Origin of the sequence: Microbacterium sp. NFH-22A-Y (genome assembly GCF_021401375.1) — a bacterium.
Lineage (GTDB): Bacteria > Actinomycetota > Actinomycetes > Actinomycetales > Microbacteriaceae > Microbacterium > Microbacterium hominis.
Genome location: NZ_JACBGF010000003.1, coordinates 419,709 through 433,723, shown reverse-complemented (window position 1 = coordinate 433,723; position 14,015 = coordinate 419,709). Strand labels below are relative to the sequence as shown.

Sequence of the window (14,015 nt, the reverse complement as noted above, 5' to 3'; positions counted from 1 at the left end):
CTGTGAGCGTGGATGACACCCGTCCCGCCGCTGAGACGCCCGCCTTCGCGCGTGCCGCGCAGCAGCTGCGCGCCCTCACGTTCCGATCCGACTTCTCCGTGCGCGAGATCGCCGCGCCGACGAGTCTCGCCCCGGAGGCGATCGCGTTCGCCGGCGACGTGCGACCGGATGCCGAGGGCATCGACTCCGAGTACGGCACCGGGCGCTTCGTGCTCATGCACGACCCCTCCGAGCCGGACGCCTGGGGCGGCGCGTGGCGTATCGTGTGTTTTGCGCAAGCTCCGCTCGAACCTGAAATCGGCGTCGACCCGCTGCTCGCGGACGTCGCCTGGTCCTGGCTCGTCGACGCGCTCGACACGCGCGGCGCGGCCTTTCATGCGGAGTCCGGAACGGCGACGAAGACCCTGTCGAAGGGATTCGGATCGCTGGCCGACGAAGGTGACGGGGCGCAGATCGAGTTGAGGTCGTCCTGGACGCCCGACGGCGATCTGTCCGCTCATGTCGAGGCCTGGGCGGAGCTGGTGTGCATGCTGGCGGGACTTCCGCCGGGATCAGAGGGCATCGCCGTGTTCGGCTCGCAGCGGGGTGCAACGGGAAGGGGAACGCGTGGCTGAGTACGACGTCATCACGGATGCCGCCGGTCTCGCCACCGCCGTCGACGCGCTCGTCGCCGGCACGGGCCCGGTCGCGGTCGACGTCGAGCGGGCCTCCGGCTTCCGGTACTCGCAGCGGGCGTACCTCATCCAGGTCTTCCGGCGGGAGGCGGGTGTCTTCCTCATCGACCCCCCGGCCGTCGGCGACCTCAGCGCGCTTCAGGACGCGATCGGCGACATCCCCTGGATCCTGCACGCCGCGAGTCAGGACCTGCCGTCGCTGCGCGACGAGCGTCTCGAGCCGCCGTCCCTCTTCGACACCGAGCTGGCCGCCCGCCTGCTCGGGCACGAGCGCGTGGGGCTGGGCGCCGTCGTCGAGGACACGCTGGGCATCAGTCTCGCCAAGGCCCACTCCGCGGCCGACTGGTCGACCCGTCCGCTGCCGCAGCCGTGGCTGGAGTATGCGGCGCTCGACGTTCTCCATCTCGTGGACGTCCACGACGTGCTGGTGGCCGAGCTCGAGGAGCAGGGCAAGACGGAGATCGCGGCGCAGGAGTTCGAGACGGTGCGCACGCGACCGGTGAAACCCGCCCGCGAAGAGCCGTGGCGTCGCCTCAGCGGCCTGCACACCGTCCGCGGACGTCGCGCGCTGGCGGTCGCCCGTGCGCTGTGGCTCGCGCGCGAGGAGTTCGCGCGCGAGCAGGACACCTCCCCCGGCCGCCTGGTTCCCGATCGTGCGCTGGTCGCAGCGGTGCTGGCCGACCCGGCCAGCAAGCAGGACTTGGCACGCGTGAAGGACTTCACGGGGCGAGCCAGTCGTAGCCAGCTCGACCGCTGGTGGGCCGCGATCGAGGCGGGCCGCGCCGATCCCGTGCTGCCGGCGGAGCGCGCGACGGGCGACGGGATGCCGCCGCCTCGCGCCTGGGCGGATCGCAATCCCGCCGCCGACCTGCGCCTGAAGGCCGCGCGACCGCTGCTCGAGCAGCTCGCGGTCGAGCTGCGGATGCCCACCGAGAACCTCCTGACCCCCGACACTCTGCGTCGCATCGCCTGGACTCCCCCGGCCGAGATCGACGCGGCATCCATCGGCGACGCGCTCGCGTCGCACGGCGCGCGCCCGTGGCAGATCGCGCTCACCGCCCCCGTCATCGCCGGCGCTTTTGTCGAATCCGTCCAGACACCCGAGGCTGCGTCCGACCTGGCATCGTAGAATCGTCCCAAGCGTTTCGGTGAGACTGAGTTTCACCGTACGCTGGACTGAATCTCAACCCTTGGAGGCAGTGTGGCCGAGCTCTCGGACGTCTACTTCGTCGATGGAATGCGCACCCCGTTCGGGCGTGCCGGCGAGAAGGGCATGTACTGGAACACCCGCGCGGACGACCTCGCGGTCAAGGCGACGATCGGTCTCATGGCGCGCAACGCCGCGGTGCCCGCCGAGCGCGTCGACGACGTCGCGATCGCCGCCACGAGCCAGACGGGCGAGCAGGGGCTGACGCTCGGGCGCTCGGTGGCCATCCTCGCCGGTCTGCCCCAGACGGTGCCGGGCTTCGCGATCGACCGGATGTGCGCCGGAGCGATGACGAGCGTCGCCATGATGGGTGCATCGATCAGCGCCGGCATGTACGACGTCGCCCTCGCCGGCGGCGTCGAGCACATGGGGCACTACCCCATCGGCGGCAACGCCGACCCCAACCCGCGCTTCGTGGCCGAGAAGATGGTCGACCCGGGCGCGCTGAACATGGGTGTGACGGCCGAGCGCATCTTCGACCGCTTCCCGCAGCTGACCAAGGAGCGCTCCGACCGGTTCGGCATGCTCAGCCAGCACAAGGCGCAGGCCGCGTACGAGGCCGGCAGATTCCAGCCCGACCTCGTGCCCGTCGCGATCAAGGATGCCGAGGGCACCTGGGGCCTGGCGACCGAGGACGAGGGCCGCCGCCCGCAGACCACGATGGAAGACCTCGCGGCGCTGAAGACGCCGTTCCGCCCGCACGGTCGGGTGACGGCCGGCACCTCGTCGCCCCTGACCGACGGCGCGACGATGTCGCTGCTGGCCGGCGGCGGCGCGGTCAAGGAGCTCGGGCTGACGCCGAAGATGCGCATGGTCTCGTTCGCCTTCGCCGGTGTGCAGCCGGAGATCATGGGCATCGGCCCCATCCCGTCGACGGAGAAGGCGCTGAAGAAGGCCGGGCTCACGATCGACGACATCGGCCTCTTCGAGCTGAACGAGGCCTTCGCGGTGCAGGTGCTGTCGCTGCTCGACCACTTCGGCATCGCCGACGACGACCCGCGCGTCAATCAGTGGGGCGGCGCGATCGCCCTGGGTCATCCGCTGGCCGCCTCCGGTGTGCGCCTGATGATCCAGCTCGCCGCGCAGTTCGCCGAGCGACCCGATGTCCGCTACGGCCTGACTGCGATGTGTGTCGGGCTCGGGCAGGGCGGATCGGTGATCTGGGAGAACCCGCACTACAACGGCAAGAAGCGCTGAGAGGTAGGGACATGACCAACTACGAAGAGATCGACTTCTCGCCCTTGACCGCTCTCGCCGACGGCGAGGTCGTCACGCACTCGCGCGTGCGCGACATCACCCTCCCGTCCGGGAAGGTGCTCGCCCTCATCACGCTCGACAACGGCCGCGACCACACCCGCCCCAACACCCTGGGTCCGGCGACGCTCACGGAGCTGGGCGAGACGCTCGCGACGCTGAAGGCGCGCGCCGCCGCCGGCGAGATCCAGGCCGTCGGCATCACCGGCAAGCAGTACATCCTCGCCGCGGGTGCGGACCTCTCCGACATCACCCGCGTGGGGTCGAAGGACAACGCCCGCCTGGTGGCGCAGCTCGGTCACAAGGTGATCGGCGCGCTCGGTGACCTGGGTGTGCCGTCCTTCGCCTTCGTCAACGGCCTCGCCCTCGGCGGCGGCCTGGAGATCGCCCTGAACTCCACGTACCGCACGGTGGATGCCTCGGCGGCCGCGATCGCGCTGCCCGAGGTGTTCCTGGGGATCATCCCCGGGTGGGGCGGCGCCTACCTGCTGCCCAACCTCATCGGCATCGAGAACGCGCTCGAGGTCGTCATCAGCAACCCGCTGAAGCAGAACCGCATGCTGAAGCCCCAGCAGGCGTTCGAGTACGGCATCTTCGACGCGATCTTCCCCGCGGCGACCTACCTGGAGAGCTCCCTCGCCTGGGCCGACGGCGTCCTCACGGGTGCCGTGAAGGTCGACCGCAAGAACGAGCCGGGCAAGATCGAGCGTCTCACCAAGTGGCCGATCGCCATCAAGATGGCACGCGGCATGCTCGAATCGAAGATCGGCACCGTCCCCCGCTCCCCTTACGCAGCGCTCGAACTGCTCGACAAGGCGAAGAGCGGCACGAAGGCCGAGGGCTTCGCGCGGGAGGACGAGGCGCTGGCTGACCTCGTCACGGGCGATCAGTTCGCGGCATCCATGTACGCCTTCGACCTTGTGCAGAAGCGCGCCAAGCGTCCCGTCGGCGCGCCGGACAAGGCCCTCGCCAAGAAGGTCACCAAGGTCGGCATCATCGGCGCCGGTCTCATGGCGAGCCAGTTCGCGCTGCTGTTCGTGCGCAAGCTCCAGGTGCCGGTGCTCATCACCGACCTCGACCAGGCGCGCGTCGACAAGGGTGTCGCGTACATCCACGACGAGATCGGCACGCTCGAGGCCAAGGGACGCCTCGACGCCGACTCGGCGAACAAGCTGCGTGCGCTGGTCACCGGGACGACCGACAAGAGCCTGTACGCCGACTGCGACTTCGTCATCGAGGCGGTCTTCGAGGAGGTCGGCGTCAAGCAGGCGGTCTTCGGCGAGATCGAGAAGATCGTCGCCGAAGACGCGATCCTCGCGACCAACACCTCGTCGCTGTCGGTCGAGGAGATCGGTTCGAAGCTCGCCCACCCCGAACGCCTCGTCGGCTTCCACTTCTTCAACCCCGTGGCGGTCATGCCGCTCATCGAGATCGTGAAGACGCCGCAGACGACGGATGCCGCGCTGTCGACCGCCTTCGTGGTCGCGCGGGGGCTGGGCAAGAACGCGGTGCTGACCGCCGACGCCCCCGGCTTCGTCGTCAACCGGCTGCTCGCGAAGGTCATGGGTGAGGCCGCTCGCGCCGTGTACGAGGGCACCCCGGTCGCCGACGTCGAGAAGGCGTTCGCCCCCCTCGGCCTGCCGATGGGGCCGTTCCAGCTCATCGACCTGGTCGGTTGGAAGGTGGCGGCGCACGTGCAGGACACGATGGTCCATGCGTTCCCCGACCGCTTCTACGCGAACGAGAACTTCCACCAGCTCGCCGAGCTGCCCGAGGTCGTGGAGAAGGACAAGGGCGGACGGGTGACCGGCTTCTCGAAGGCAGCGGAGAAGGCGCTGAAGGGCCATGTCGGGTCCGCACCGGCATCCGCCGACACGATCCTGCGTCGCGTGCAGGACGGCCTCGCCACCGAGATCAAGCTGATGCTCGACGAGGGCGTCGTTCCCGAGGTCGAGGACATCGACCTGTGCCTCATCCTCGGTGCGGGCTGGCCGTTCATCGACGGCGGCGCCTCGCCCTACCTCGACCGCGAGGGGGCGTCCGAGCGGGCGTTCGGCGACACCTTCCACCACCCGCCCATCCGCGGCATCGGCGGCTGACGACCGCCGGATCCGCCGTCACGGATTCGGATGATCACAACGGAATCGGATGCCGCACCTCGCGGCATCCGATTCCGTTCTTCATGTCCGAATCCGGTGGCTGCGCCGTCGCCTGCTCAGCGCGTGGGCTGTGCCGCCCGCACCCGCAGATCGCGCGCGAGGCCGTCGCGCTGCTCGATCACGAGACGGCGGAGGGCCCCCGGCGCGTCCGGGTGATCCCGCAGCCACGCGTCGGCGGCGTCGAGCGAGGGGGATGCCGGGAAGAGGCCGATCACGAGGCGGCGGGCGATCTCGATCGAGCGCGACCGCCATGCCGGCAGGATGCGCGCGTAGTAGTCGTCGTCGAAGCCGGCGATGAGGTCGCGGCGTCCGCCGGCGCGCACGCCGGCGATCGTCGCGTCCAGATGGTCGTTGGTCAAGGTCGCGTCGGTCCAGGCGTCGTTCCAGGCGGCGGCGCGGACCGCGGCATCCGGACGCGCCGTCCGGGCGGTGCGTGCCGCGACGCGTCCCGACGCCGTGTCGTCGGCAGCCAGCTCGCCCGCGATGTCCGCGTCATCCGTGTGGCCGGTGGCCGACAGGGCGACGGTCCAGGCCCAGCGGAGGTCGGGGTCGAGCCTCAGCCCTTCCGGTGCCGGTGCGGCGCCGGCGAGGATCGCACGCAGGTCCGGCGCGCGCTCGGCGCTGACGGATGCCGCGGCGCCGACCGTGCGGGCCCAGATGAGCTGCGCGTCAGACCCGGGCGTCGCGTGCTGCAGCGCGTTCCACGCCGTCTCCAGCCACTGCGCCGCCAGGGCGGACCGGTCGCCGTCCGCCGCGAAGTGCGCGATCGTGAAGGCCGCGCGGGCGGCGGCCTCGGTCAGCAGCGCGGCATCGGTCTCCGACGGCGCGTGCCGCGCGACGATTGTGACGTAGTGCTGAGCGGGCAGGATGCCGTCGCGCACCGCGTTCCAGAGGGCCGCCCAGACGACGGCCCGCGCGAGAGCGTCGTCGATCGTCGAGAGGCCGCGCGCGACGGCGTCCGTCGACGCGTCGTCCAGCCGGACCTTCGCGTACGTCCGGTCATCGTCGTTGGGGACGATGAGAACCACGTCCTCCAGAGCCGCGCCGGTGAGCGGGGTGCGTTCGGCGGTGATGTCGGTCGCCAGGCCGCCGCGGCGGACGAGGCGGCCGTCGCGCTCGACGTAGAGCCCGACGGTCACGCGATCGGGGCGCACCGTGGACACCGTCAGATCGAGCGCGTCGGCGGTGCGCTCGGCGCGCAGCTCGGTGACGCCGGTCGTCTGCAGCCACGCCGCGCTCCAGGCGCGCAGGTCGCGTCCGGACGCCTGTTCGAGGGCGCTGAGCAGGTCGGGCAGGGTGGTGCTGCCGTACGCGTGGTCGGCGAAGTAGCGCTGCGCGCCGCGGAAGAAGGCGTCTTCGCCGACGAAGCCGACGAGCTGCTTGAGCACGGAGGCGCCCTTGGCGTAGGTGATGCCGTCGAAGTTGAGCTTCGCGGCCTCGAGGTCGGGGATGTCCGCGACGATCGGGTGCGTCGTCGGCAGCTGGTCCTGCGTGTAGGCCCAGCCCTTGCGTCGCGTGGCGAAGCTGACCCAGGCATCCGGGAACCCGCCGACCGCGGCCGCGGCATGCGTGCCCATGTAGTCGGCGAACGACTCCTTCAGCCAGAGGTCGTCCCACCACCGCATCGTCGCGAGGTCGCCGAACCACATGTGGGCCATCTCGTGCAGGATCGTGTTCGCCCGGGCCTCGTGCTGCGCGGCGGTGGACGCGCCGCGGAACACGTAGGCCTCGGTGAAGGTCACCAGGCCCGGATTCTCCATGGCGCCCAGGTTGTACTCCGGCACGAAGATCTGGTCGTACGTGCCCCAGGGGTACGGGAAGTCGAACGCCTCCTCGAAGAACGTCAGCCCCCGTCGCGTGATGTCCAGGATCTCGTCGGCATCCAGATGAGGAGCGAGGGAGGCGCGGCACAGCACTCCGAGAGGGATCTCGCCGGCTGCGCCGTGGTGCGTGCCGTCGACGCGGTGATACGGACCCGCCGCGACCGCGGTGATGTAGCTCGACAGCGGCAGGGTCTCGGCGAACCGGGTGCGCACTCCCCCGTCGACGGGCTCGCGGCCGGTCTCGGCGCCGTTGGAGAGCACCTGCCAGCCGGCGGGAACGGTGACCGTGAAGCGCCAGCGCGCCTTCATGTCGGGCTGCTCGAAGCAGGGGTACACGCGCCGGCAGTCCGCCGGCTCGTACTGGGTGTACAGGTAGGTCTCGCCGTCGACGGGGTCGCGGAAGCGGTGCAGGCCCTCGCCCGACGTGCTGTAGCGCCCGGTGGCGACGATCGTGACGGTGTTCGTGGTGCCCGCGGCGGTGCGCAGCCCGGTGACGCTCACGCGTGCGCCGTCCCAGTCGACTCCCTGCTCGACGCCGTTGACGACGACCGCGTCCACCGCGGCGCCGATGAAGTCGATCCACGTGCTCTCCGCCTGGGCGGTGAAGGTGAGGGTCGCGCGTGTGCGGAAGGTGCTCTCGGCGGCATCCGGGGCCGAGCGGAGGTCGAGATCGATGTCGACCGTGTCGAGGTGGATGACCGCGGCGCGTGCCGCCGTCTCTTCGCGCGTGAGGTTGGCGGAGCTCATCCCTCCATGCTGTCACGGGGCGGGTTGTGCTATTTTTCGAACATGTTCACTTCTGAGGCACCCGCGATGTCGAAGAGCGACCGGACGCGGGCGCGGCTGCGCGAGATCGCGCTGAAGTCGTTCCGCGACCGGGGCTACGACGCCACCACGATGCGTCTGATCGCGCAGGAGGCCGGCGTCTCGGTCGGCAACGCCTACTACCACTTCGCCACCAAGACCGACCTGGTGCAGGAGTTGTACCTCGACGTGCAGCGCGGACACCGCGAGGCCGCCGCGCCCCGTCTCGCCGACGCGGACGACCTCGTCGACCGCATCGCGATCGTCTATCGCACGGGGCTCGATCAGCTCACCGCCTACCACGGGCACGCGGCCGAGTTCCTCTCCGCCGCCGTCTCGCCGCGCTCGGAGATCAACCCGCTCGCGGAGGCCTCCCGTGAGGCCCGCGCCATCACCGAAGGCCTGTTCGCGGAGGCGGTGCAGGGCGCCCGCTCGGGCGCGGTGCCGACAGAGCTCGCCCGCTCGCTGCCGCCCGCGCTCTTCCTGGGGCATCTCCTCCTCGCGCTGTTCTGGGTCTACGACCGCTCCGAGGGGCAGGAGCGCACCCGGCGACTGCTCGATCGCGGACTCGCGCTGCTGCGGACCACCCTGCCCCTGGCGCGGCTGCCGCTGGCGCGCGGCGTCGTCCGCGATCTGCTCGAGCTCATCGCGGAGGCAGGGCGGTGAGCGCACCGGTGCGACCGGCAGCCTTCACGCGCGACCAGCTCTGGCGCGGTGCGCTGCACGCGTGGCTCGGTTTCGTCGCGCTGCTCGTGGTCGCTGCTGGGGTGTGGACGCTGGTGGTCAGCGCCGCGCGGTTCGACCTGTCGACCGTCTCCGTGGCGGTCTACGCCGCCGGATGGTTCGCCGTTCTCGGCGCGCTCATCTCGTTGGTGGTGACGATCGTCGGACTTCCTGTCGCCGCGCTGATCGGCCACGCGCTTCGCGGCGTGCGTCGCCGCTGGGTCCACCTCGTTGCTTTCGCGGCTTTCGGCGTCGGCATCGGTGCGGCGGTGGTCGGTGTGTTCGTCGCGCTGTCGAAAGCGGTGGCGCTAGATCCGACGATCGTCACGGTACTGCTCGCGCTCTGCGCGGCCGCCACGGCCTACGGACGGTGGCAGGGAGCGCGGACACCGAAGCGTCGCGCCCCCGCGATCGAAGAGGAGGACCGCCTGCTCGGCGGGTGAGCGGCCTTAGCCGCGGCCGTCGCCGTGCTCGGCGTGCTCGGAGCTGCCCGCCCCGCCCTGCACGGTCCAGATGGCGCCCGTGTCGCTGGATGGGCGCGCCACCGGGATCCGCGTCCCCAGCACCTGGGCGACGACGTCCTGCGCGATCTTCGCCGCCGACAGCCCGGCATCCTCGAGGATCTGCTCCCGCGTCGCGTGATCGATGAAGGCGTCGGGCAGACCCAACTCGTCCACCGCGGTGTCCACGCCCGCTTCGCGCAGAACCTGCCGCACGCGCGTGCCGACCCCGCCGACGCGGATGCCGTCCTCGATCGTGATCACGAGACGGTGCGCGGCGGCGAGCTTCACGATCGACGGCTGAACGGGCACGACCCACCGCGGATCCACCACGGTCGCCCCGATCCCCTGCGCGCGAAGACGCGTCGCGACCTCGACGGCCAGCTGCGTCATCGGTCCGATGCCGACCAGCAGCACGTCCTCCGCGCCGTCGCGCCACAGCACGTCGACGCCGTCGGGCAGACGCTCGATCGCCGGCTGCTCCGTCGCCACGGCGCCCTTGGGGAAGCGGATGACGGTCGGTGCGTCCTCGACGGCGATCGCCTCGTCGAACTCCTCCCGCAGGCGGGCCTCGTCGCGGGGTGCGGCGATGCGGATGCCGGGGACGAGCTGCAGCATCGCGAGGTCCCACACGCCGTGATGGCTCGGACCGTCGGGGCCGGTCACTCCGGAGCGGTCGAGCACGAACGTGACGCCGGCGCGGTGCAGCGCGACGTCCATCAGCACCTGGTCGAAGGCGCGATTCATGAAGGTCGCGTAGATCGCGACGACCGGGTGCAGGCCGCCGAACGCGAGCCCCGCGGCGGATGCCACGGCGTGCTGTTCCGCGATGCCCACGTCGTAGACACGGTCGGGGAAGCGCTGCGCGAACGGCTGCAAGCCCGTCGGCCGCAGCATGGCCGCCGTGATCGCGATGACGTCGTCGCGTCGCTCCCCCGCGTCGAGGAGGGCGTCGGCGAAGACGTCGGTCCAGGCGACGGCATCCGAGGAGCCCAGCGGCTCCCCCGTGGCGGGGTCGATCTTCCCGACCGCGTGGAACTGGTCCGCCTCGTCGTTGCGAGCGGGTTCGTACCCGCGCCCCTTCTCGGTGATGACGTGGACGATGACGGGTGCGCTGTAGTCCTTCGCGAGCTGCAGCGTCTCCTGCAGAGCGACGAGGTCGTGGCCGTCGATCGGACCCAGGTACTTGATGTCGAGGTTCGAGTACAGGGCTTCGTTGTTCGAGAATCGGGAGAGGAAGCCGTGCGTGCCTCCGCGCACCCCGCGATAGAGCGCGCGCCCCATGGGCCCGAGGCGACGGAAGAAGGATGCCGAGCTCTTGCGCAGGCTCTCGTAGCTCTCCAGCGTGCGCACGCGGTTGAGGTAGCGCGCCATGCCGCCGATGGTCGGCGCGTAGGAGCGGCCGTTGTCGTTGACGACGATGACGAGGTTGCGGTCGTTGTCGTCGGAGATGTTGTTGAGCGCCTCCCACGTCATGCCGCCGGTCAGGGCGCCGTCGCCGACGACCGCCACGACGTGGTGGTCCTTGCGGCCCGTGCGGGTCAGCGCGCGCGAGATGCCGTCGGCCCAGCTGAGGGAGCTGGAGGCGTGCGAGGACTCGACGACGTCGTGGACGCTCTCCGCCCGCTGGGGGTAGCCGGCCAGTCCGCCGCGGGAGCGCAGCTCGCGGAAGTCCTGACGCCCCGTCAGCAGCTTGTGCACGTACGACTGGTGTCCGGTGTCGAAGACGAACGGGTCGTTCGGCGAGTCGAAGACGCGGTGCAGGGCGATCGTCAGCTCGACGACACCGAGGTTCGGGCCGAGGTGTCCGCCCGTGCGGGCGACGTTCTCGATCAGGAACTCGCGGACCTCCTGCGCGAGCTGCGCGAGCTGCTCCGCGGACAGGGAGTCCAGGTCCCGCGGACCGGTGATCGAGGCGAGCAGACTCATCCTCCGAGTCTACTTCGCGCGCACGCGAACGCCCCGGCATCCGCGTCCCCTTGCGGGGACCGATGCCGGGGCGTTATACGCGGCGATCAGACGAGCGAGCGCAGCACGTACTGGAGGATGCCGCCGTTGCGGTAATAGTCCGCCTCACCGGGGGTGTCGATGCGCACCTTGGCGTCGAAGACGATGGTCTCCTTGCCTTCCGGCGAGAACTCGCTGGGGGCCGCGGTGACCTTCACGGTCTTCGGCGTGACGCCCTCGTTGAGCTGCTCGAGGCCCTCGATCGAGACGATCTCGGTGCCGTCGAGGCCGAGCGACTTCCAGCTCTGGCCGTCGGGGAACTGCAGCGGGACGACGCCCATGCCGATGAGGTTCGAGCGGTGGATGCGCTCGAAGCTCTCGGTGATGACGGCCTTCACGCCGAGGAGGGACGTGCCCTTGGCCGCCCAGTCGCGCGACGAGCCGGAGCCGTACTCCTTGCCGCCGAACACGACGAGCGGGGTGCCCTGGGCGCGGTAGTTCTCGCACGCGTCGAAGATGTACGATTGCGGGCCGCCCTCCTGCGTGAAGTCGCGGGTGAAGCCCCCCTCGATGATCTGACCGTCGTTGACGGCGGCGACCAGCTCGTTCTTGAGGCGGATGTTCGCGAAGGTGCCGCGGATCATGACCTCGTGGTTGCCGCGGCGCGAGCCGTAGGAGTTGAAGTCCTTCTGCGCGACGCCGTGCTCCGTGAGGTACTGCGCGGCGGGGGTGCCCGCCTTGATGTTGCCGGCCGGCGAGATGTGGTCCGTCGTGACCGAGTCGCCCAGCGCCGCCATGACGCGTGCGCCGTGGATGTCGCTCACCGGGGTGAGGTCCATCGACATGCCCTCGAAGTACGGCGCCTTGCGGACGTAGGTCGAGTCGGCATCCCACTCGAAGACCGGGCCCTCGGGGGTGGGCAGGCTCGTCCAGCGCTCGTCGCCGTCGAACACGGTGGCGTACTGCTTGATGAACTGGTCGCGCGAGATCGACGAGTCGATGACCTCCTGGACCTCCTCGGGCGACGGCCAGATGTCCTTGAGGAACACGTCGTTGCCCTCGGCATCCTTCCCGAGCGGGTCGGTCTCGAAGTCGAAGTGCATCGACCCGGCCAGGGCGTACGCGACCACGAGGGGCGGCGAGGCGAGGTAGTTCATCTTCACGTCGGGGCTGATGCGCCCCTCGAAGTTGCGGTTGCCCGAGAGGACGGCCGTGACGGCGAGGTCGTTCTCGTTGATGGCCGCCGACACCTCTTCGATGAGCGGTCCGGAGTTGCCGATGCAGATCGTGCAGCCGTAGCCGACGGTGTAGAAGCCGAGGCCCTCGAGGTCCTTGTCGAGTCCGGACTTCTCGTAGTAGTCGGTGACGACCTTCGATCCCGGGCCCAGCGTCGTCTTGACCCACGGCTTCTGCTTGAGGCCCCGGTTGCGCGCCTTGCGGGCGAGCAGGCCCGCGGCGATCATGACCGACGGGTTCGAGGTGTTGGTGCACGACGTGATGGCGGCGAGGGTGACGGCGCCGTTGTCGAGCAGGTACGAGTCGCCCGCGGGCGAGGTCACCGGCACCGGGTTGGATGCCGCGGCCGGAGCGCCGCTGGAGATGTGCACGTCGCGCGTCTCGGGCTCTTCGTCGCCCGGGGCGGAGCCGGGGTCGGAGGCCGGGAACGAGTGCTTCGACTCGAGGTCGACGATCGAGTTCGACACCGACGGCGTCGTGTAGTCGACGATGTCCTTCTCGAACTGGGTCTTGGCCTCGCTGAGCAGGATGCGGTCCTGCGGGCGCTTCGGGCCGGCGATCGACGGTACGACCGTCGAGAGGTCGAGCTCCATGTACTCGCTGAAGACGGGCTCGCTGGCGGCGTCGTGCCAGAGCTTCTGCTCCTTCGCGTACGCCTCGACGAGGGCGACGGTCTGCTCGTCGCGACCGGTGAGGCGCAGGTAGTCGAGCGTCACGTCGTCGATCGGGAAGATCGCCGCGGTGGAGCCGAACTCGGGGCTCATGTTGCCGATGGTGGCGCGGTTGGCGAGCGGCACCGACGCCACGCCGGCACCGTAGAACTCGACGAACTTGCCGACGACGCCGTGCTTTCGCAGCATGTCGGTGATGGTGAGCACGACGTCGGTGGCCGTCACGCCCGCCGGGATCTCCCCGGTCAGCTTGAAGCCGACGACGCGCGGGATGAGCATCGACACGGGCTGGCCGAGCATCGCGGCCTCGGCCTCGATGCCGCCGACGCCCCAGCCGAGCACGCCCAGGCCGTTGACCATGGTGGTGTGCGAGTCGGTGCCGACGCAGGTGTCGGGGTACGCGCGCAGCACGCCGTCACGACCGGTGCGGTCGTAGATGACCTTCGCCAGGTGCTCGATGTTGACCTGGTGGACGATGCCGGTGCCCGGCGGGACGACCTTGAAGTCGTCGAACGCCGTCTGGCCCCAGCGCAGGAACTGGTAACGCTCGCCGTTGCGCTCGTACTCGATCTCGACGTTGCGCTCGAGCGCGTTCTCGGTGCCGAACAGGTCGGCGATGACGGAGTGGTCGATGACCATCTCGGCGGGCGAGAGCGGGTTGATCTTCGCCGGGTCGCCGCCGAGGGCCGTGACGGCCTCGCGCATCGTGGCGAGGTCGACGATGCAGGGCACGCCGGTGAAGTCCTGCATCACGACGCGCGCGGGCGTGAACTGGATCTCCGTGTCGGGCTCCGCGTCGGCATCCCAGTTGCCGAGGGCCTCGATCTGGGACTTGGTGACGTTCGCGCCGTCCTCGGTGCGCAGAAGGTTCTCCAGCAGCACCTTGAGGCTGAACGGGAGCTTCTCGTAACCGGCGACGGTGTCGATCCGATAGATCTCGTAGTCGGTGCCACCGACCGTGAGGGTGCTCTTGGCTCCGAAGCTGTCAACAGTGGACACGTCTGCTCTCCTTCGTTG

The 14,015-nt window shown here is 70.1% G+C and carries 9 protein-coding genes; 6 read left to right on the top strand and 3 right to left on the bottom strand.

The features are described from left to right. Window positions 1–8 precede the first annotated feature (8 nt). The 4 genes from L0965_RS13060 to L0965_RS13045 all read left to right on the top strand — a co-directional run bounded on the left by L0965_RS13060 (window position 9) and on the right by L0965_RS13045 (window position 5,234). Window positions 9–614, top strand: a complete 606-nt coding sequence (locus L0965_RS13060; RefSeq protein ID WP_060959565.1) for a DUF3000 domain-containing protein — start codon at window positions 9–11, stop codon at window positions 612–614. Next, complete coding sequence (locus L0965_RS13055) at window positions 607–1,803, top strand: HRDC domain-containing protein (RefSeq protein WP_060959564.1); 1,197 nt, start codon at window positions 607–609, stop codon at window positions 1,801–1,803. Before L0965_RS13060 ends, L0965_RS13055 begins: the two co-directional genes overlap by 8 nt. A gap of 72 nt (window positions 1,804–1,875) precedes the next feature. Next, a complete protein-coding gene (locus L0965_RS13050; RefSeq protein WP_061781758.1) occupies window positions 1,876–3,078 on the top strand; it encodes a thiolase family protein in 1,203 nt (400 codons plus the stop codon). Between the two features lie 11 nt (window positions 3,079–3,089). Further along, entirely contained in the window at window positions 3,090–5,234 is a 2,145-nt protein-coding gene (locus L0965_RS13045; RefSeq protein WP_101306359.1) for a 3-hydroxyacyl-CoA dehydrogenase NAD-binding domain-containing protein, read from the top strand. 116 nt (window positions 5,235–5,350) lie between these two features. Here the strand turns inward: L0965_RS13045 and pepN are convergent, their stop codons facing one another. Beyond that, window positions 5,351–7,864: an aminopeptidase N gene (gene pepN / locus L0965_RS13040; RefSeq protein ID WP_101306358.1), complete on the bottom strand. Its 2,514-nt coding sequence runs from the start codon at window positions 7,862–7,864 to the stop codon at window positions 5,351–5,353. Between the two features lie 42 nt (window positions 7,865–7,906). Between pepN and L0965_RS13035 the strand changes: the two genes are divergently transcribed. Together L0965_RS13035 and L0965_RS13030 are read left to right on the top strand one after the other, a co-directional pair. Next, window positions 7,907–8,587, top strand: a complete 681-nt coding sequence (locus L0965_RS13035) for a TetR/AcrR family transcriptional regulator (protein ID WP_101306357.1) — start codon at window positions 7,907–7,909, stop codon at window positions 8,585–8,587. After that, on the top strand, window positions 8,584–9,087 hold the full coding sequence (locus L0965_RS13030; protein WP_101306356.1) for a hypothetical protein: 504 nt from the start codon (window positions 8,584–8,586) through the stop codon (window positions 9,085–9,087). The genes L0965_RS13035 and L0965_RS13030 overlap by 4 nt, the downstream gene beginning before the upstream one ends. A gap of 6 nt (window positions 9,088–9,093) precedes the next feature. Here the strand turns inward: L0965_RS13030 and dxs are convergent, their stop codons facing one another. Beyond that, entirely contained in the window at window positions 9,094–11,073 is a 1,980-nt protein-coding gene (gene dxs / locus L0965_RS13025; protein WP_101306355.1) for a 1-deoxy-D-xylulose-5-phosphate synthase, read from the bottom strand. A gap of 86 nt (window positions 11,074–11,159) precedes the next feature. Continuing rightward, complete coding sequence (locus L0965_RS13020; protein WP_060959557.1) at window positions 11,160–13,997, bottom strand: aconitate hydratase; 2,838 nt, start codon at window positions 13,995–13,997, stop codon at window positions 11,160–11,162. Window positions 13,998–14,015: the final 18 nt, after the last annotated feature.

What these genes read in the sequence shown, in the direction of transcription:
- L0965_RS13045 (WP_101306359.1), top strand. Translation starts at nt 3,090, where the DNA reads ATGACCAACTACGAAGAGATCGACTTCTCGCCCTTGACCGCTCTCGCC.
- pepN (WP_101306358.1), bottom strand. Translation starts at nt 7,864, where the DNA reads ATGAGCTCCGCCAACCTCACGCGCGAAGAGACGGCGGCACGCGCCGCG.
- L0965_RS13035 (WP_101306357.1), top strand. Translation starts at nt 7,907, where the DNA reads ATGTTCACTTCTGAGGCACCCGCGATGTCGAAGAGCGACCGGACGCGG.
- dxs (WP_101306355.1), bottom strand. Translation starts at nt 11,073, where the DNA reads ATGAGTCTGCTCGCCTCGATCACCGGTCCGCGGGACCTGGACTCCCTG.